This is a genomic window from Marinobacter caseinilyticus (assembly GCF_011074955.1).
GTDB classification, from domain to species: domain Bacteria; phylum Pseudomonadota; class Gammaproteobacteria; order Pseudomonadales; family Oleiphilaceae; genus Marinobacter; species Marinobacter caseinilyticus.
This window is the reverse complement of record NZ_WUQJ01000019.1, coordinates 54,007-72,385: the sequence shown is the minus strand read 5'-3', so window position 1 is coordinate 72,385 and position 18,379 is coordinate 54,007. Positions and strand designations below refer to the sequence as shown.

Genomic DNA, 18,379 nt, shown 5'->3' with positions numbered 1-18,379 from the left:
CAGACGGACCTCACACCCGCTCGATAATGCCTGTTACTACCTTTTCCAACGCGCCACGGTTGTCATCGACAACCTTGAGCGCGTTGGTTCCGGCCTGCCGGGCCGCAGCCTGGTCCTGAATCAGTTGAGTGACGCAATCGGCCAACTCCTTGCTGTTGTGGGTGATCCGCAAGGCGTCTCCCGCATTGAGATGCTGGTAAATAGTCTCAAAGTTAAACACGTGCGGGCCCGATATCACGGGTATACCCCAAGCGGCGGGTTCCAGAGGGTTGTGACCACCGCGCTCGATCAGGGAGCCACCAACAAACGCAATATCTGAGGCGCCAAACAGCATCAACAGCTCACCCATGGTATCGCCCAGATAGACCTGCACGCGGTTTGCCTCGGTGCTGGCCGAGCGCCGGGCCTGACTGAAGCCGTGTTCGGTGATTAATTCGGATACGTCGTCGAACCTTTCTGGATGCCGTGGCACGATCACCAACAGCGCGTCGGGCACCGCTTCCAGCAATTGCCGGTGAGCTTGCAATACTTGCCGGTCTTCACCTTCGTGGGTGCTGGCGGCAATCCACACGGGCCGCTGTGCACCCAAAAAATGGCGAAGTGCCGATGCCGTGTCGCGCAACGCAGGGGTGATGGCCACATCGAATTTGATGCTGCCGGTTACCGACACGGTCTGAGGGCTGGCACCGATTCGCAAGAAGCGCTTTGCGTCCTCTTCCGCCTGAGCTGCTATCCAGCTGATGCTTTGTAACAGAGGCCGGACCAGAGAAATAATGCGCTGATAACCTTTTGCCGAGCGGCTCGATAACCGGGCATTGATGAGAAAGGTAGGCACCTGGCGCTGACGGGCAAGCGCAATCATATTGGGCCAGAGCTCAGTCTCCATGATCACCAGGGCCCGGGGCCGGACACGATCAACAAACCGACTCACCGATCCGGGCGTGTCGTAGGGTGAAAACGCGTACTGTACCTGGTCACCAAACATCGCCTTGGCGCGCTGGGAGCCCGTGGCGGTCATCGCCGTCATTAAAATTGGAATATCCGGGTTTCGCTTCAGCAATGCTGTCACAAGTGGCGCGGCTGCAATCGTCTCGCCGACGGATACAGCGTGCACCCAGATCACCGGTTCCTTTGATTTTGGGACAAACCCCAACCGCTGCTGCCAGTGTGCCCAGGTTTCCGGTGACTGGCGGCCTTGCCACCACAGCCGAATGAGCACAAACGGCAACGCCATCCTGAAAAACAGTGAGTATAAAAAGTGCAGCATGACAACTCCGTGTAAAACGAACTGGGCGCCATTCTACCTAAACCGGCCTTCTTTCGCTTGCACTGCCCGCACACGGCAGACTAGCGCTGCGACAAACCGATAATGAAGTCTTATACAACGTCACCTCCACTGCTAAACTGGCGCTTGATAACGTGACCCCCACACTCAGTCATGACAGGAAGGTCTCTGAGCAACGTGAGCCAGCCCAAAAAGAAAACCCGAGATACCAACTATTACCACTACCTTCACCCACGCTGGTGGCCCACCTGGATCAGCGTGGGATGCATGCGGCTGCTTGCGCTGCTGCCCATGTCAATCCAGTGGCGGCTCGGTGTTGCGGTGGGCGAACTGGCCTACAGGCTTATCCCCCGTCGGCGTCACATCGCCAACGTGAATATTCAGTTGTGCTTCCCCACACTGAGCCCCGAAGAGCATCAGGCACTGGTGCGAAAGACCTTTCACTCCAATGGCATTGGCTTCATGGAAATTGGTCTGGCCTGGTTTCGGGATCCGGAAGACTTCAGGCCGATAACCCGGGTTCATGGCCTCCAACACGTCGAAACGGCTCTGGCCCGGGGCCACGGTGCACTTCTACTCGGCGGCCACTACAGTACGCTGGACCTTGGCGGCAGCCTGGTGTCGCTGTTCATTGACGCGGACGTCATGCAACGCGACCATAACAATCCGTTGATGAACGCCGTTATGACGCGCGCCCGGGAGCGCCGCTATGGCGTTGCGCTGGGCAGCAAGGACCTGCGGGGCTTGCTGCGCCGGCTGAGTGAGAATCGTGCGGTCTGGTATGCGACCGATCAGGACTATGGCCGAAAGGGCACCGTGTTTGCGCCCTTTTTCGGCATCCCGGCGGCCAGCATTACGGCCACTGCCCGCATTGCACAGCGCAGTGGCTGCGCGGTGATACCCTTCAGCCATTTTCGTCGCGAAGGGGAAGTCGGGTACGATATTTATTTTCAACCGGCCCTGGAAAATTTCCCGTCCGCTGACGAGATGGCTGACGCCAGCCGTGTGAATGCCACCATCGAACGGGAAGTTCGTCGGTACCCGGATCAATACTTATGGATGCACCGCCGATTTAAAACCCGACCGTCGTCAAGCGATCCAGACCTCTACCGGACAACGAGCCCATGACATCTCAACCAGCATTGTCGACAAAAGCTCCGGTAGTGTGGCTACTGACCGATAATAAAGCAGGCCACCTCAATCAGTTGAAAGGCCTTGGCAATCGTCTGCGAGTTCTCAGCGGGGCAAGCCTCTACTGGCTGGATACCACTGAAATAATCACACCACTCTGGCGCGCCCTGACGGGCATTGCACCCCACCTGGACGCCGCCCTGCCAAACCCCGATCTGGTCATTGCGGCGGGTACCGGAACGCACCGATTGCTGCTCTCGCTCCGGCGCAAGCGACACGCGCGTACGATTGTGCTCATGAAACCCGGATTCCCGATGCGCTGGGTCGACGCCGCCATCATTCCCGAGCACGATGACGTACGTCCGGACAAACACACCCTGATCACCGAGGGCGTCCTCAATGCCATCACCCCCATGGCGAGACTGACCGACAAACCCGAGGCCCTCGTGCTTATCGGCGGCCCGTCACGCCATTACGAATGGGACGACGATTTGATCTTTGACCAATTAATGCGACTCATGCAGACCTACCCTCAATGGCGCTGGACCATCAGCAGCTCCCGACGCACGCCTGACCATTTGAAAGCCCGCCTGGAAGCGCTCGCCGGCCCGAAAACCACCGTCACCGATCCGGAGCGAACCCACGCAAATTGGCTGCCCCATACGCTGGCCGCGTCCCGCGCAATTTGGGTAACGCCAGACAGCACCTCCATGGTCTTTGAGGCACTCACCTCCGGCGTACCAACGGGGCTCTTCGAGCTGCCCACAAGACCCCAGAGCCGTCTTGCCAAAGGCGTGGCTGAATTAGTGGCACGCGGCCGCGTCGCACACTGGCGCGACCACCACGCCATCATGGAACCTCGCCGTGAAGTCAGCACTCCTTTGTGGGAAGCAGACCGCGCCGCCCACTGGCTGATTGATCGGTACCTGTCCGAGCGTGCATCATGAGAGTCTTGCAAGTGCTGCCAGCGCTCCAAAGCGGCGGCGTTGAGCGCGGCACCGTGGAGTTTGCGGCGGCCCTGGTCCAGCGTGGCCATGAATCATTTGTGTTGTCCTCGGGTGGCTCGCAGACCAGGCACCTGGAAACCCATGGGTCGACCCACATAGAGATGCCGGTTCATCGCAAGTCACTGGCATCCTTTGGCCAGATAAAACCAGTCAGGCAATTATTGAGGACGATACAACCCGACATCGTGCACGTGCGCTCACGCATGCCGGCATGGATCACCTACCTGGCCTGGAAAGGTTTGCCCAAGGCCGAACGCCCGGGGCTGGTGTCGACGTTTCACGGCATGTATTCCGTTAACCCCTACAGCGCTGTTATGGCAAAAGCCCAACGCATCATTGCGGTCTCCGACTGCGTTAAGCACTACGTCCTGACCAACTACAAGGTCCAGCCCAGCCAGCTGTCAGTGATCCAGCGGGGCGTCGATGTGGCCGCCTTCAAAGACGGGCAATTGAACGAGGCATGGAAACAGCGGCTGTTTCGGCAATACCCCCAGTTTCAGGGAAAGCGGCTACTGCTGTTGCCGGGGCGGATCACCCGCTGGAAAGGCCAACTGCTGTTCCTTGAGGCAATAGCGGACATTCTGCGGACCCGAGCCGACTGCCATGGCTTGATTGTGGGCGGCGCGGAACCCGGCAAGGAGCGATTCCTGAAGGAACTGGAGCAGCGTCGCTCCGAGCTCGGGCTTGGTCCGCATGTTACGTTCCTGGGTCAGCGCAGCGATATGACCGAACTCTACTTGCTGGCCGACCTGGTTTGCCACATGTCCACCAAACCGGAACCATTTGGTCGCACCGTCACCGAGGCGCTCGCGTCCGGCACGCCCGTGGCCGCATTCAATCGCGGTGGTGCCGCCGAAACACTGCAGGCCTGTTTTCCCGCCGGCCTGGTGCCACCGGATGACACCCAGGCGTTTGCCCGCAAAGCGCTGGCATTGATCGGCGCATCGGAGCACCACATTGTGTTGCCTGAAAAATTCAGGCTGGACGCCCAGACAACCGCGACCCTCGCCGTCTATGACGACCTGCTGGCAAGCCTGCCCCATGACCGGCCCTAGCCGCCTGCGGATAGCCCTGGTACTGGGCACACCGGGTACCGTCCCCGGCGGTATGGAAAAACACACCTCCGATCTGGCGGCCGGGCTGGCCCGACTGGGCCACGAGGTCCATGTGCTTGCCCACCGGTCATTCGCCAGCATACTCCCAGCGACCGTCCACCTGCATGAGATCCCCATGAGTGCCAGCCGCAACAACCCCTGGCTGATCTATCGGGTTCGCAGGACGCTGGCCTCGATCGCACCGGATATCTGCCATGCCCAGGGCAACAAGGCCGCCAAGTTGATTGCCCGCTACCGCAAACCCGGGGTGCCCAGGATCGGAACCGTGCATGGGATCAAATCGTCACACCGATCGTTTGCCGCACTCGACGGGGTCATCACTATCAACCAACGTATGCAGGACAGCCTGCGCCACCGGCAGACCCGACTGATCTACAGCGGCGTTCCTACGCTCGCCATTCCGCCCAAATCCAAACTGTCGCCGCTGACGGCACTGCCCACATCCCAGCCGTTAATACTGGCCATTGGGCGCCTGGAACCGGTAAAAGCGTTCGATCTGCTGATTCGGGCCTGGGCTTGTGTCGACACGCCGGGGCACCTCGTGATCATCGGTGACGGTTCCCAGCGATCGGTCTTGCAGGCCCTGATCCGCGACCTTGATCAGACCGACCGCGTTACGCTCGCCGGTTTTCGCAACGACGCCCGAGACTGGCTCGCCTACGCCGACCTGTGTGTAATCAGCTCTGTGCGGGAGGGATTTTCTTACGTACTGATTGAAGCCCTGCTCGCCGGCTGCCCGATTTTATCCACTCCGGTGGGGGGCGCCCAGGAGTTTTTGCCTGCTGACAACCTGACCAACGGGCATTCGGTTGACGCCATGTCTCGTTTGCTGCGGCAACACCTGACAGATCTGGCATCACTGAAACAAGGCCAATCCAGCGCCAGGGCAAGAGCGCAGCAGGAACTGACACTCGACGCGATGCTGGCGCAAACCCAGCAATTTTATCGGGCGTTGATACACAACGCTCAAGGCGTCTGATCCAGTTTTGACAACATCTGAATCTCTCGGGCCTTGGCTAACCGCATAAAATTCCGGTTGGCCGCCACGATGGCAACACTGAGCCCAAACCAGCCATTCAGGATCTGGCGGTGCACAAAGTAATATTTGAGGAACTTCAGCGGGAATTCCACCGCCAACCGGCCAGACGTGATTTTTCGACCGGTTGCCGCCAGGAACCGGGCCTGCTCGCTGGACAGCTGGACGTATTTACGCTCCATCTGCTCAAGACTCACCAAGGTCCGGTGCAATACGTCCCCGGGGATAAAACCAACCTTGCCCTCATGCACGCGGGGCCGGTCATCGTTGCTGTCCAGCTCAGCATGAATGGCGGCTTTCTTACGGTGGTAAAGGCGCACTATCTTTTTGGGTTTATCGTGCCGGAATGGATGGTCCTTGTGGGGCTGGGACAATACCCAGCGCATTTTGAATCCGGCCAGGTTTGGCTGGATGGGGTGGGAGAACAGTGTCTTGATGTTGGCGACCAGTTCATCGGACAGCACCTCGTCCGCGTCCAGATCAAGCACCCAGTCATTCCGACAAAGACTGGCAGCGTAAGCCTTTTGGCAGGCAAAGCCCTGCCAGACATTGAATTCGAACCGGGCACCGTAGCGCCGGGCGATGGCTTCGGTGCCATCGGTGCTGCCGGAATCCACCACAATTACCTCATCGGCCCAATCAACCACCTTGCACAGCGCCTCTGCCAGCCGCAGCTCTTCGTTCTTTGTTATAAAGTAGACGGATACAGGTACCATAATGACATCTCTTGTTCGCGAGCCGTGGCTGTCCAAAAGCATGCACATTGCGCATCAACACGGACAGTGTTAGTTTCCTCTCGCCTTTTGTTGACTGCACGGAACCAGGCGCTGAATGAAAGTCGTAAAATACTTTATCATCACTTTGTTGCTTCGGACGGCCGGGTTGCTGTCCCTCCGGTCCGCCCAATGGGTGGGCAAGGTGCTCGGAACCCTGGCTCGAGTATGTCGAAGTCAGTCGCTAAAAGTCACTAACGTCAATCTCGACATCTGCTTTCCCGACATGACCGCGAGCGCGCGGCAGCAACTTGCCAGAGAATCCCTTCAGCATACCGGCATGACCATAATGGAAATCCCCCTGATGTGGGAATGGCCTGTGGACAAATGTCTGGCCCTAATTCGTGAAATAGACGGCGAAGACTTGCTGCATCAGTCATTGAATTCCGGCAAGGGTCTGATCCTGCTCGCCCCCCACCTGGGCAACTGGGAATTGGTCGGGCTGTATTTTTCCTCCCAATACAAAATGGCCGCACTCTATAGCCCACCCAACATGGCGGAGTTTGAGGACTACATGATCAAAGTCCGCGGCCGCCTGGGGTCTGAGCTGGTCCGCGGTGACCGTCGTGGACTGGCCCGTCTGGCGTCAATTCTGCGGGAAGGCGGCATTGCCGGGATTTTGCCGGACCAATCACCCCGCGGCAAAGGGAACGCCTTTGCGCCCTTCTTTGGCATGGACGTTAAAACCATGACGCTGGCGTCAAAACTGATGCAGCGCACCGGCGCCCAGGTGCTTGTTACCTACGCCGAACGTTTGCCTGACGCCCAGGGCTTTCGTATTGTGATACGCAAAGCGGATGCTGGCATGGACGATCCCGATTCCATCAAAGCCGCCACCGCCATGAACCATTCCATTGAACAGTGCGTTAAAGCCATTCCCGCACAGTACCAGTGGGAGTACAAACGAATGCGACATCGCCCCCCTGGCGAACTCAACCCCTACAACCCCGACCGGGTATGTTGATGTTATGAACCGACTCAAAATCGCTTTGCTGGCGCTGACGTTTATCGGACTGGGTGGCGCTTTGCTGTCGTCTTCCTGGCTCGCTGGCGCAACGCTGTTCATTGCCTTGACTGGCATAGCTCTGTCCTATCGCAAAGCGCTGCCCAAGGCAGGTTGGGACGAGCCCAAGGAACTTCGACTGCTTCATTTTGCATTCTGGTTTTTCGTCGTTGCCAGTGCCCTGTCCTGGTTCAACGCCGGCTTGGGCTATGAGGGATTTAAAACCCTGGGTTCCGATGTCCGTTTCATTCTGTTCTGGCCCCTGATCATAGCGCTCACTTATTCCGAGCTGCGTGCATCGACCCTCTTTCTCGCGTTCGGCCTGACCGCGCTGTCCGCACTAGCGGCCGTACTGGCCCACTTTGCCCAGTCCACCGAGACCCTGACGCCCTACCTGGCAGGCCGGCTCGGTGGCGGCATCAACCCGATCATGTTTGGCAACTTGGCCTTACTGGGTGGCGCGCTTTCGTTGGTGGGTGGGCTCTACTTCCGTCGTCAGCCATCGGACCAGATCAAAGCACTCGTTTTAATTATTGCGGGCCTCGCCGCGCTGGTTGTCGCCGGTCTGTCACAGACCCGGAGCAATTTGATCGCCCTGCCGGTTCTGCTCTTACTGATCACCCCCTTGCTGACACCCCGCCTGCGGCGGATGTCGGTGCTGGTGATTATCATCATCGCTGCGGTGTCATTCACCACCAGCGACCGTATCCAGACAATGATGGCCAGCCTTTCCAACGGCGTGTTGGAGCAAGGCATCACCATTCGGTTCGAGCTCTGGCAACTGGCCTGGAACCTGTTCCTGGACAACCCCATACTGGGTGCAGGTCTCAACAGTTTCACCCAGGCAGCCGCAGAAGCGTCCAGTCGCGGCGATATATCACCGACGATACTCACCTGTTGTACCGGCCATGCCCACAACGACGTGTTGAACCTGATGGCCACCCGGGGCATCGCCGGACTCCTGAGCTGGCTCTTTTTACTTGGCGTCCCGCTCTTTATTTTTGGCCGCTACATCACCAGCCGACACCCCGCTACCGCCCACATGGCGGTGGCAGGCACCATGGTTCCTGCCGCCTACATAGTGTTTGGTCTGACCGAAGCGACCCTGAGTCGCAATCTGTACCTCACCTTCTACCTGCTGCTCATTGCCAGTGTATCGGCCGCATTTTTTCGTGAACTCAGCGCGTCTTGTTACCGTCCGCGCTCGGTGACAGTGTCAGCCACGGTCATCACCATGAACGAAGCCGACCACATCGCTGACTGCCTGCAATCCGCGCGCCTGGTGGCCGACGAGATCATTGTGCTGGACAGCGGCAGCAGCGACGGCACCGCCGACATTGCCCGACAATATGCCGATGTTGTCGAAGTGACCGACTGGCCAGGTTTTGGTATCCAGAAACAGCGCGCGCTGGAAAAAGCCACCGGTGACTGGGTGCTGTCCATTGATGCCGATGAGCGCATTACCCCGGAGCTGGCCAGTGAGATCAATCACCGCCTGGCCGAGCCAGACGCCGATGCCTACAAATTGCCTTGGGCCGTTACCATCTACGGTAAGCGACTGGACTTCGGTCGCAGCGGGCGGGCCCCTCTGAGGTTGTTCCGACGAGAGGGGGTGCGCTTCTCCGACGCCTTAGTGCACGAAAAAATACTGATCCCGGATGGCCGAAAAACACGCACGCTACGCGGTCGTCTGACCCACTATACGCACCGTGACTTTGGCCATTCACTGGAAAAAAGCTCAAAATACGCGTGGTTGGGCGCCCAGGAAAAATACCGTCAAGGCAAACAAACCCGCACTATGGTCTACCCAACCTTGCGTGCGTTGCTGACTTTTGTGCAGGTCTATTTTATCCGGTTCGGCTTTCTGGACGGGTCCGTGGGGTACTTGACGGCCGTCACCTATGCGCAAGTGACGTTTAATAAGTACGCGGGCCTGTGGACCCTGGGGAAGGCATACCCAAAAAACGACGCCAAGTCTTAGGCATACTTACTTGTCAGGTTATTAGCCTGGAACACCCTGTTCGATCTCTGCTACGTCTCGTCTCATGACTGACGATGAAGCAGTTTAAAACATCCGATCCCGCAGTTTGGTAAAGGCCAAGGACTCGGCCGCTTGTCGGACCATGTTCATAGTGATCTCACATCGCTCGAAACCCAAAGAACTCCATTCGCTCTGCGATCTCACCCCGGCAATAATGGGGACTGGATACCGGGGGCGCCAATGCAGTTGAAGCATCCGCCTGAATCCGTTCAGTTCACACCAATGAAAACCCAAACAGGCACTGTTCCATTTGCCACCGCCTGTGCGGTTTACACGGGCGGAATCGTCTGCTCATTGATTCTCAACATCATGCGAATGGTCAGATCGCAGGCTATATACCGTTGAGAACCAAAAAACCAGCGGAAGCCATAACAGCATCCAGTTTGCGCTGGGCGACGAGATCGGGTGGGCCGTATCTGTAAAGTTAACCATAATAACCACCAGCAAAACCGACACGGCTAGCAACTTGCTTCTGCCGGAAACTGGAGCCTCCCACAACCTCTTCAAAGCAACACAAATTGTTGATAATAGTATAAAAAGAGCAAAAACCCCTCCGATCAGAAATATTTCCAGAAAAATATTATGAGAATGGGCAAACTCAAAACCCAGTTCCGACTTGAGCGCCGCGCCAGCGCTGGTGTCTACAAACTCTGTGGCGGCCCCAGAGCCAAAAATCCAATGATTAGCGGCATACTCCAACACAGACGACCAAATTTCGGGGCGGTACGATAAACCTCGGCTCATCATCATCTCGAAGAACCAGTCGGCATAGTCCTGGGGCAATAGAACCCAAAATCCGCCAAGGGATACGCCAAAAATAATATACAACCAGAGCTTGGATCTTGGGTGCGCAATAAGCCACGGACCTGTCATCAGCAGCACGGTTATCACAGACGCAATCACAGGCCCCCGGCTTTGCGAAAAGACCGCCACCGTCAACATGGCCAAGCCCGAAAGGGCAATCAGCAACCAATCAGCGGCCTGCACAGAGGTTGCGAACCCCATCAAGGCAAACCCGATTGCCCACAGTACAAGCAGGGAGGAGGCACCCTGAATCGGGTGCTCGAGAAACCCGACGCCCACCAGGCGAAGGTCAAAAAATCCGTTTGTAACGTAAGGCATCAGCACCAGCACACTGGCTAAAAACACACCACTCAGGATTAGGCGTCCGAATATTATGGGCCGTCGCATCCAATGCTCCGAAGCGTACAAAATACCCATTATCAGGAATAATATTTCCCCTCCCCACCGAAAAGAATCAACGCTGTCTTTCAGCGGCGCACTGCTAACCAGAAACGAATTCAATGACAAATACAACACCAGAAGAATAAGAGCCTTGATGCTGCGCGCGCCCATACACAACGGCTTTTCACCCTGATAAAGCGCCCAAATAACGCCAGGCATGACACCTGCGAAAAAAAAGAAACGGTAGACATCTTTCCAGGGCACCAAAATTGCGAGGAGTAAAAACAGTAGCAAGCTAGTGCTAATGAGAACTATTGGCGAGCGCATTAACGAATGCCCATCCTTCACAGTGAACATAGCAGCGTTATAGTCCAAGTTGTGCTCGCACATTTGATACAAGTAAATCCGGATCGGAATCTATCATCGAACCATACATGGAGTCGTAGTTACTTGATTTTGTTCCAGCAAATAGTTCACAGGAGTATATCGGGCCGTCGCCTTTGTACTGCTCACCGGAGTGATGAACGGGCAAGAAAAAATGGCTTGGAACAATGGTAGCGCTTCGGTCGCTTGTTGAAAAAATAGTATTTGTAAACGGAATCGGACCGGTTGTGTTCCAAGCCCGACGCCGCTTATGCTTAAGCTTGTACCAGACAAACCGCCGTGCCAGATCTTTTTGCTCAGCCAGTTGGTTTACCATGGAAGCGATCACGGCATGCCCTGAATGGGCACCAACATAGCCATTGGCAACAAGCCCGGGCCTTACGTATTCATTCTCCCACGCCGCAAACAAGCTACAATCGAAAAGCCAATCAGGCAGCCTGTTAATACAAACAGAGTCCGCATCAAGAGCGAACCCTCCCTCATTGAGTAAAATTTCCCATCGCATAATATCTGCAATTCCACGAAACTCACGAGAGTGTTCGGCAAAAGCATCCATGTGGTGCCGGTTCAACCAGTTGCCATTTTTCCAGTCATCATTACCCCAAACGCGAATTTTGAAATCCGGGTGCTTTCGGCGCCATGTTTCTATAAACGCATCAGGCCTTAAGGATTCATCTCCGACCCAGACGAAATGCAAAGTCTTTGGGATCACGCTCATATGATTAATTCCTGTGCATCCTATTCAAAATCCAAAATAATTTTCGGATTAAGTACTGAGTTTGTTTTCTAAAGGAAAGCAGTGCTTCCAGTTTTTGACGGAGAGATTCTCTGGGAACAAGACTTCTCGCCCAGTCCAGTTTGCTCAAAGCCGATCGGTATTCCTTTTTTACTGGGCTGAAACAATAGGAAAGCCAGGGTTTTTCCCTCCCAGTGAAATGATAAATTCCCGGATTTTGAATAGCCTCTCTCAGCTCCTCTTTTGAATACCCACAGTCCTCGCTGATTTTTTTATAGGCTTTGTATACGCTGGCCTGCTGATTCCATCTGGCCGGCAACCGTGTCCATTTCTTATGAAGAACTGCATTCAGGCTACACTGGTCAACGTGTTTTAACCGGTGTGCATTTTGACCTGCATACGCCGCCACGGTTTTGTGAATTCCCTGCCTTCTCCAGACTTCGAGATCCATAAGAAGGACGCCAGAGTTGAAATATTCATGTCGGGGAATCTTAATCGTTTTGCATGCTGACTTTGATAGGTCTTCAACCGCCCCGAGTGGGTTACCTTGCAGATTCATTTCCCAGAGAACACTCAAGTCATCAACAACGTATGTATCCGCATCGATGTAAATCACTCGATTTATGTCGTTAGACAAATAATCTGCTAACAATATTCTTTGATAAACAGAATTCCCATATCTCAAAGTTGGTAAATCTTTGAATGACAGTTCATCCGCTTGATAAGAAATCAATTCCCCGCCTTTTTGCTCTACCTCGTTTTTTAATGCTGAAAGCGTATCTTGATCAATATCAACACCCACGAAGTGAAAAATCGGATTATATTGCCCACTTAATCTACTGATCGCCGAATTCATCATTACGGCAACAAAAGGCAAATAATTTTGGTCGCAACACGCAGCAATATGAATCTGTTTTTTTCCACTTCCAAATGTGTCAGACATTTTAAAACCTTAACCTTTAAAAATTTTAAGAAAATTCCAGTCAGATTTTAATTGACAGAAACAGACAGCCACTAAACACCCCAGTACTTTATAATTTTCACTGACTAAAATTTCTGACTGGACTTTTTGAAACCTTAATACAATAAGGGCATCCAGTTTCGTTAAACCCATATCAGGGTCAGTGACTAAACCAAAGTTTTGCGCAGCTCTCGGCGCAAACGTCTCCGAACCTTCAGTTTACGGATCAAATTCAGTGGCTTGGATTTAAGGCCATGGTGTTGACGCTGCATAAAATGCTCGACAGCATTCAGTACCCGCTCACTCGATGCACCGTCCGAGTATGTGTGCAGATCCAGACACAGTTTCCGCTGTTCGGCCAGCAGATTTTCAGGACGACTCACCGCCTCCGCGAGAGCCCCTTCCAGTTCCTCAGGCTCCTTCGTGTCAATCAGATAAGGCCCGGGCATCTTGGTTCGGTACGTCACCACCGGTCGGTCCAGAAACATAAACTCAAACATGATGGACGAGGTGTCACACAACATCACATCCGCCTCTGGCATGATGGGAAGCAGGTCCTCATGGCTCTCAACAAACCGCAGGTTGGGCCCAACCAGAGCGCGGTATTGGTCCACCACGGCCGGGTCCATTTTAGGATGCAGGGTAACAATGAACTGCCAGTTGCCATTCTTTGAGAGCCTGGTGATGGTATCCAGCAGCGCTGGCGCCGCAGTCACGGACCGGCTGAAGGTCGATGCAAAAAACACCACCGGCAGTTCGCCTTCCTGCCTTCGACGTTCACCTTCCACCCGGCTCGAGAGCAACGGGTCCAGTTTGGGCCAGCCGGTTTTGGCGACAGCAAAATGCCCATGACTCTGAGCCAACGATTGAAACTTGGCAGTATCTTTTTCCGCATGGGTGCAATAAAGATCAAAAAAGCCCCGAATCCGGTAGTGGTCACTTTCATCTTCACTGCTGTGACCACGCTTATTGCGCGCCATGCCATGGAACACTTCCACTTTAATGCCGGGGAAAAAATACGGCACCCAGTCACCGGGGACAAACGTCGCGGCGGCGTTGTAGGCCATCACTTCGGCAACAGTTGTCAGACGCCTTTCGTCCGCCTGCAAGGGCCCGGCGGTACAACCGGCGACAAACCAGGCCACCTCATCACCCCGTTTGCGGATGGCATCCTGCAAGGGCCTGAGAATAGAGTACGAATATGGCTGGTTAACAAAAAAGAGGTAACGATTCATGAAGTAAGCTCGCGTGTCAGTTCCTGATATAGGCGGCTTGTTTCGGTCACCGTGGCGGCTGTATTGAAATCATCGGCAATACGGTTCTGTCCCTTGCGCCCCATTTCTGTCGCCTTGTCGCGATCCGCTTCCAATTGGATGAATGCCCTGGCCAATGCTTCAGGATCCTTGACCGGCACCACCAGACCTTCCTCGCCATGACGCACAAGTTCCGGCATGCCACCCGCCTCGGTCACCACGACTGGACGACAGTACGCCATGGCTTCGATAACGACACGAGGCAACCCTTCACTTTCAGATGGCAATACCATGGCGTCGCAGGCCGCCGCCACTTGCGGCGCATCGGTGCGGAATCCAGCGAGCCGAATTCTGTCGGCGTGGCGAGAAGACTGAATGCGTGCGTGCAGTGCGCCGTTTTCCTCCAGCTTACCCACTAATAGCAAATGAACGGGGCAATGATCGGGAATGAACTCCATGGAATCGATCAGGGTGCCAAAGCCCTTGCCCGGACGGTCACGACCGGTACAACAGATAACAAAGGCGTGCTTCGGAAACTCAAAGACCGACAAATCCGCCGGCGGCAGCTGATACCACGCCAGATCATGGCCCTTATAAATACGAACAAGCTTTTGGGGAGCGATGCGCATCCAGAGGAAACGAATACCAAGAAAGTAGCGTTTGACCGCATCGGACACACAGACAATTCGGTCCAATCTCGGATGCAAAAAGGTAAGCCATGATTCAGGGCTCAATACGCCGACGTTCCCGATTACGCCGCGGTAGGCTACCACTTTGATCCGCATTCCCCGGGACGCCCGGAGCGAACACGCAAGCGCCCTGGGGTTGAATGTATGGATGACCGTGTACTGCTTGCTCTGCAACTGCTGGTGGATGGCGAGACTGCCCGCTTTGTCGAAGCGCCCGGCCAGTGCGACAGGCACTACCCGGACACCGGCGTCCACCAATCGCTGGTAATTTCGGCCCGACGGGTTGGCCATGACATCCACGTCAAACCCCGCACGGTGAAGCCCGATAAACAGCTCGGACTCCGGCAGGTCGCACGCATCGGTCACACACAATACGCTCGGCAACACGCGGTCTGTTTCTGGTTGCTCAGTCACTGAAAGGCTTCCCGTCATATCCATTGTTCATGGTGACCCATCGAGTCTCCAGACGCCCTTGTTCCTGCTTGCCTGCCACTTTTTTCAGCGAGCGGTAGAGTCGGTCGAGGGTTGATTTTTTCCAGCGCGCGGCGCCGCTTTCACCGCGAATGCGGCTTTTGTCAAAGTCGATTAAATAGAAGTCGTCACCCTGTACCAGAATGTTGTAGCAATTAAGATCCGCATGCATAACACCGGCATCGTGGAATCGACGCAGCACACGCCCCAGTCTGTGCCAGAGCCCGAGCTCCATGGACAAAAATCGATCCGCCAGCGGCACCGAGTCGGCAATACGCTCGATAATGATAGACGCACAATACAGGAACGGGGACTTCCTCTGGTACCTTGCGGCCACGGGCTTGGGCACCGGCAAGCCCTGATCGGCAAGCACATTCAGCAGGCGGAATTCCGCGAAAGCTCGAACATCGCTCTCGCGAAGAAACAGATAGGACGCCTCGGACAATCGAGCGATCAACCCGCCGCGGCGGTACTCTCGCAACACCACGGCTAACTGATAACCATCGATAAACCAGGCGTTGCCCCGACCGCCACTGTCGACCGGGCGTGCATACCCGCCCCAAGCTCCGGGATCAAACCAGCTCGACGTTACCTGACCCCGGTAATCCGGGTGAACCAGCAACGCGGAATCCGAGCCCGACATATAGATCTCGGGTTCGGTTTTAGCGTCGCTGGAATGGTTTTGTTGTGTCATGGATTACCGGGTTACAGCCGGAGCCACTGGGACGTCCGATCTCTAGTAGGTTAGAATGGCGGCCAGTTTACCAATGAATGCCCTCCAAGCTCCACACACCTCAGCCTTGGAATTGAAACGGACTGTCATTCAATGAATTCTATCTGCATTATGCGACTCTCAGCCATCGGCGATGTGACCCACGTTGTACCGGTGATACTAAGCCTACAGGCGCAGGTTCCGGGCATCCAGATTACCTGGGTCGTTGGAAAGCTGGAGGCCAAACTCGTGGGCGACTTACCGGGTGTGGACTTCGTGATTTTTGATAAAAAGGCGGGGCTAAAGGGCTATCAGGCGCTTCGTCAGGCCATGAAAGGGCGACGGTTCGATGCGCTGCTGCATATGCAGGTCGCTTTTCGCGCCAATCTGGCCGCCGCACTGATACCCGCGAAGGTCAAAATCGGGTATGACGCTGCCCGCAGCAAAGACCTGCATGGGTTGTTCATCAATCGTCGCATTGCCCCATCCCCACACCAGCATGTGCGCGACTGCCTGGCGAGTTTTCTGGAGCCCTTGGGACTGGCGGCGGCGCCACCGAAGTGGACAATACCGATATCCGACAGTGACAGGGCATTTGCAGAGCAGTGGGTCGACGAAAACCAGTTCACCCTGGTCATCAGCCCATGTGCCAGCCATACCCTGAGAAACTGGACACCGGAGCGTTATGCCCAACTGGCTGACCATGCGGTTCTACAGCATCAAGCCAAAGTGATTCTGGTCGGTAGCCCGGCCGACTTTGAGAAGACCATGTGCGAGGCTATCGCCTCCCGCATGCAGTCCCCGGCGCTTAATATTTGCGGTCAGGACACGCTGAAGCAGTTAACAGCATTGCTGGCAAAGGCGGATTTACTGGTGTCGCCGGATACCGGACCGGCCCACATTGCCAGCGCAGTCGGTACCGATGTGTTGGGTCTGTATGCCGCCAGCAACCCTTTTCGCTCTGGCCCATACAACTCCTTGAACTGGTGCGTCAACCGCTATCCGGAGGCACTGGAGCGCTTCACCGGTTCGACCGTTTCGCAGGCACGCTGGGGGGCTAAAGCTGAGTTCGAGGGCGCCATGGATATGATTTCAGTCGCGGACGCAACCGAGATGCTCGACAAATGGGTGGCCCAAAAGCGCTGACACGGCCATGTCGTTCACCGTCATGCCAGCACCTCGGCCGCCCATACGCACTTGCTAATTTTTAACGCTGTAATCCTGATAGGATTTTTCTTCCACGAAGCGCGAGCCCAGCGCCAGGTTCACTTCCTTTTTGATCGCAGCACGCTTGTCATTCGTCACATACACTGCGCGCGCCAGCTCCACGAAGCGAGAGCCGAAATCCTGAGCCGCTTCCTGGTCGCGAATGTCATCTTCAATTTCCCAAAGCTGCTCATTCACCGCCTTCAAACGCTGGCGGGCTTCGCTGATCGCGGCCTGGTCGGGCACCGCCGTATCCCATACCCGGCTCAGTTCCTCCAGCTCAAGACGCACGTTGCGGACTTTCTGAGCGTCCGCAATGCGCTCGGACTTGATCTCCAGAATGGTGATTTTGTCGAGCACTTCGCCGAATGAAACCGGCACAGTTATAACGTCTGCCATGGTCATACCCTGGAATTCATGAATTGGTGTGGGTCAGCCAATCGGCGTTGACCTCCCGCTTGCCTTTGACGGCATCGAAATACATGTTCTGTAGCTTCTCGGTCAGCGGGCCGCGCTTGCCGGCACCGATCAGACGCCCGTCAAGCTCCCGGATAGGCAACACTTCAGCGGCCGTGCCGGTGAAGAAGGCTTCGTCGGCGATGTAGACTTCGTCGCGGGTAATCCGACGCTCCCGGACTGGAATGCCCAGCTCCTGACAGAACTCCATAATCGTTTGACGGGTAATGCCTTCCAGACAGGACGTCAGCTCCGGTGTATGCAGCACCCCGTTGCGTAAAATAAAGATGTTTTCGCCGGAGCCTTCCGCGACGTAGCCTTCGTTATCAAGCAACAGCGCTTCTTCACAACCGGACGCGATGGCTTCGTTCAACGCCAACATGGAGTTCATGTAGTTGCCGTTCGCCTTGGCCTTACACATGGTGATGTTCACGTGATGGCGGGTGTAAGACGACGTCCGCACCTTGATACCCAACTCTTTGGCTTCCGGTGACATATAGGACGGCCAGCTCCAGGCCGCGACCATCAGGTGCACCTTCAGGTTATCGGCCCTCAACCCCATACCTTCAGACCCCAGAAAGGCCATCGGTCTCAGGTAGGCTTCATCCAGATTGTTTTCACGCACGGATCGAATCTGAGCTTCATTGACTTGCTCTTTGGTGAAAGGCATCTTCATGTTGAGAATGTGCGCAGACCGGAACAGGCGATCGGTATGCTCTTTCAACCGGAAGATAGCTGGGCCCTGGTCTGTATTATAAGCGCGCACCCCTTCGAAGCAGCCCATGCCATAATGCAGCGTGTGAGTCAGAACGTGCACCTTGGCGTCGCGCCAGGGCACCATTTCACCATCCAACCAGATCAGGCCATCGCGATCCGCCATTGACATTGTTCTTGCTCCTAAGCAGGCAAATTCCGGAAAAGCAGCATTCTAGCAG

General features: G+C 55.6%; 17 protein-coding genes. 7 read left to right on the top strand and 10 right to left on the bottom strand.

The window, feature by feature from the left end; genetic code table 11:
• Window positions 1-10: 10 nt before the first annotated feature.
• A complete protein-coding gene (gene waaA / locus GRX64_RS08920; RefSeq protein WP_166266281.1) occupies window positions 11-1,267 on the bottom strand; it encodes a lipid IV(A) 3-deoxy-D-manno-octulosonic acid transferase in 1,257 nt (418 codons plus the stop codon).
• Window positions 1,268-1,462: 195 nt separating this feature from the next.
• Between waaA and lpxL the strand changes: the two genes are divergently transcribed.
• From lpxL to GRX64_RS08900, 4 genes are read left to right on the top strand one after another with little or no spacing between them, the layout of a single operon-like run.
• Window positions 1,463-2,413, top strand: coding sequence for an LpxL/LpxP family Kdo(2)-lipid IV(A) lauroyl/palmitoleoyl acyltransferase (gene lpxL, locus GRX64_RS08915; RefSeq protein ID WP_235937599.1), 951 nt, complete (start codon window positions 1,463-1,465; stop codon window positions 2,411-2,413).
• A complete protein-coding gene (locus GRX64_RS08910) occupies window positions 2,410-3,363 on the top strand; it encodes a mitochondrial fission ELM1 family protein (RefSeq protein ID WP_166266275.1) in 954 nt (317 codons plus the stop codon). Before lpxL ends, GRX64_RS08910 begins: the two co-directional genes overlap by 4 nt.
• Entirely contained in the window at window positions 3,360-4,478 is a 1,119-nt protein-coding gene (locus GRX64_RS08905) for a glycosyltransferase family 4 protein (protein WP_166266272.1), read from the top strand. The genes GRX64_RS08910 and GRX64_RS08905 overlap by 4 nt, the downstream gene beginning before the upstream one ends.
• Window positions 4,465-5,517, top strand: coding sequence for a glycosyltransferase (locus GRX64_RS08900; RefSeq protein ID WP_166266270.1), 1,053 nt, complete (start codon window positions 4,465-4,467; stop codon window positions 5,515-5,517). The genes GRX64_RS08905 and GRX64_RS08900 overlap by 14 nt, the downstream gene beginning before the upstream one ends.
• Here GRX64_RS08900 and GRX64_RS08895 read toward each other — a convergent pair.
• Entirely contained in the window at window positions 5,505-6,290 is a 786-nt protein-coding gene (locus GRX64_RS08895; RefSeq protein ID WP_235937597.1) for a glycosyltransferase family 2 protein, read from the bottom strand. The genes GRX64_RS08900 and GRX64_RS08895 overlap by 13 nt on opposite strands.
• Window positions 6,291-6,405: 115 nt before the next feature.
• Here GRX64_RS08895 and GRX64_RS08890 point away from each other — a divergent pair, with 115 nt between their 5' ends.
• Together GRX64_RS08890 and GRX64_RS08885 are read left to right on the top strand one after the other, a co-directional pair.
• A complete protein-coding gene (locus GRX64_RS08890) occupies window positions 6,406-7,311 on the top strand; it encodes a lysophospholipid acyltransferase family protein (protein ID WP_166266267.1) in 906 nt (301 codons plus the stop codon).
• Between the two features lie 4 nt (window positions 7,312-7,315).
• Window positions 7,316-9,331 (top strand): O-antigen ligase family protein, encoded by a 2,016-nt coding sequence (locus GRX64_RS08885; RefSeq protein ID WP_166266264.1) that lies wholly within the window; start codon window positions 7,316-7,318, stop codon window positions 9,329-9,331.
• Window positions 9,332-9,682: 351 nt separating this feature from the next.
• On the opposite strand, the gene GRX64_RS08880 is transcribed toward GRX64_RS08885, so the two are convergent.
• From GRX64_RS08880 to GRX64_RS08855, 6 genes are all read right to left on the bottom strand, one after another.
• Window positions 9,683-10,933 (bottom strand): O-antigen ligase family protein, encoded by a 1,251-nt coding sequence (locus GRX64_RS08880; RefSeq protein WP_166266261.1) that lies wholly within the window; start codon window positions 10,931-10,933, stop codon window positions 9,683-9,685.
• 7 nt (window positions 10,934-10,940) lie between these two features.
• Window positions 10,941-11,678: a glycosyltransferase family 32 protein gene (locus GRX64_RS08875; RefSeq protein WP_166266258.1), complete on the bottom strand. Its 738-nt coding sequence runs from the start codon at window positions 11,676-11,678 to the stop codon at window positions 10,941-10,943.
• A 4-nt stretch (window positions 11,679-11,682) separates the two neighbouring features.
• On the bottom strand, window positions 11,683-12,639 hold the full coding sequence (locus tag GRX64_RS08870) for a glycosyltransferase family 8 protein (protein ID WP_166266255.1): 957 nt from the start codon (window positions 12,637-12,639) through the stop codon (window positions 11,683-11,685).
• A 185-nt stretch (window positions 12,640-12,824) separates the two neighbouring features.
• A complete protein-coding gene (locus GRX64_RS08865) occupies window positions 12,825-13,892 on the bottom strand; it encodes a CDP-glycerol glycerophosphotransferase family protein (RefSeq protein ID WP_166266252.1) in 1,068 nt (355 codons plus the stop codon).
• Window positions 13,889-15,013, bottom strand: coding sequence for a glycosyltransferase family 4 protein (locus tag GRX64_RS08860; protein ID WP_235937595.1), 1,125 nt, complete (start codon window positions 15,011-15,013; stop codon window positions 13,889-13,891). The genes GRX64_RS08865 and GRX64_RS08860 overlap by 4 nt, the downstream gene beginning before the upstream one ends.
• On the bottom strand, window positions 15,006-15,764 hold the full coding sequence (locus tag GRX64_RS08855; RefSeq protein WP_166266246.1) for a 3-deoxy-D-manno-octulosonic acid kinase: 759 nt from the start codon (window positions 15,762-15,764) through the stop codon (window positions 15,006-15,008). Before GRX64_RS08855 ends, GRX64_RS08860 begins: the two co-directional genes overlap by 8 nt.
• Window positions 15,765-15,896: 132 nt before the next feature.
• On the opposite strand from GRX64_RS08855, the gene GRX64_RS08850 reads away from it, so the two are divergent.
• Window positions 15,897-16,928 carry a glycosyltransferase family 9 protein gene (locus tag GRX64_RS08850; RefSeq protein ID WP_166266243.1) on the top strand — a complete coding sequence of 344 codons (1,032 nt, stop codon included), beginning with the start codon at window positions 15,897-15,899 and terminating at the stop codon, window positions 16,926-16,928.
• A gap of 54 nt (window positions 16,929-16,982) precedes the next feature.
• On the opposite strand, the gene GRX64_RS08845 is transcribed toward GRX64_RS08850, so the two are convergent.
• Together GRX64_RS08845 and GRX64_RS08840 are read right to left on the bottom strand one after the other, a co-directional pair.
• A complete protein-coding gene (locus GRX64_RS08845) occupies window positions 16,983-17,387 on the bottom strand; it encodes a DUF6165 family protein (protein WP_166266240.1) in 405 nt (134 codons plus the stop codon).
• A 16-nt stretch (window positions 17,388-17,403) separates the two neighbouring features.
• The gene (locus tag GRX64_RS08840; RefSeq protein WP_166266237.1) at window positions 17,404-18,330 is read right to left on the bottom strand and encodes a branched-chain amino acid transaminase; all 927 of its coding nucleotides are present in this window, start codon (window positions 18,328-18,330) and stop codon (window positions 17,404-17,406) included.
• Between the last annotated feature and the right edge of the window lie 49 nt (window positions 18,331-18,379).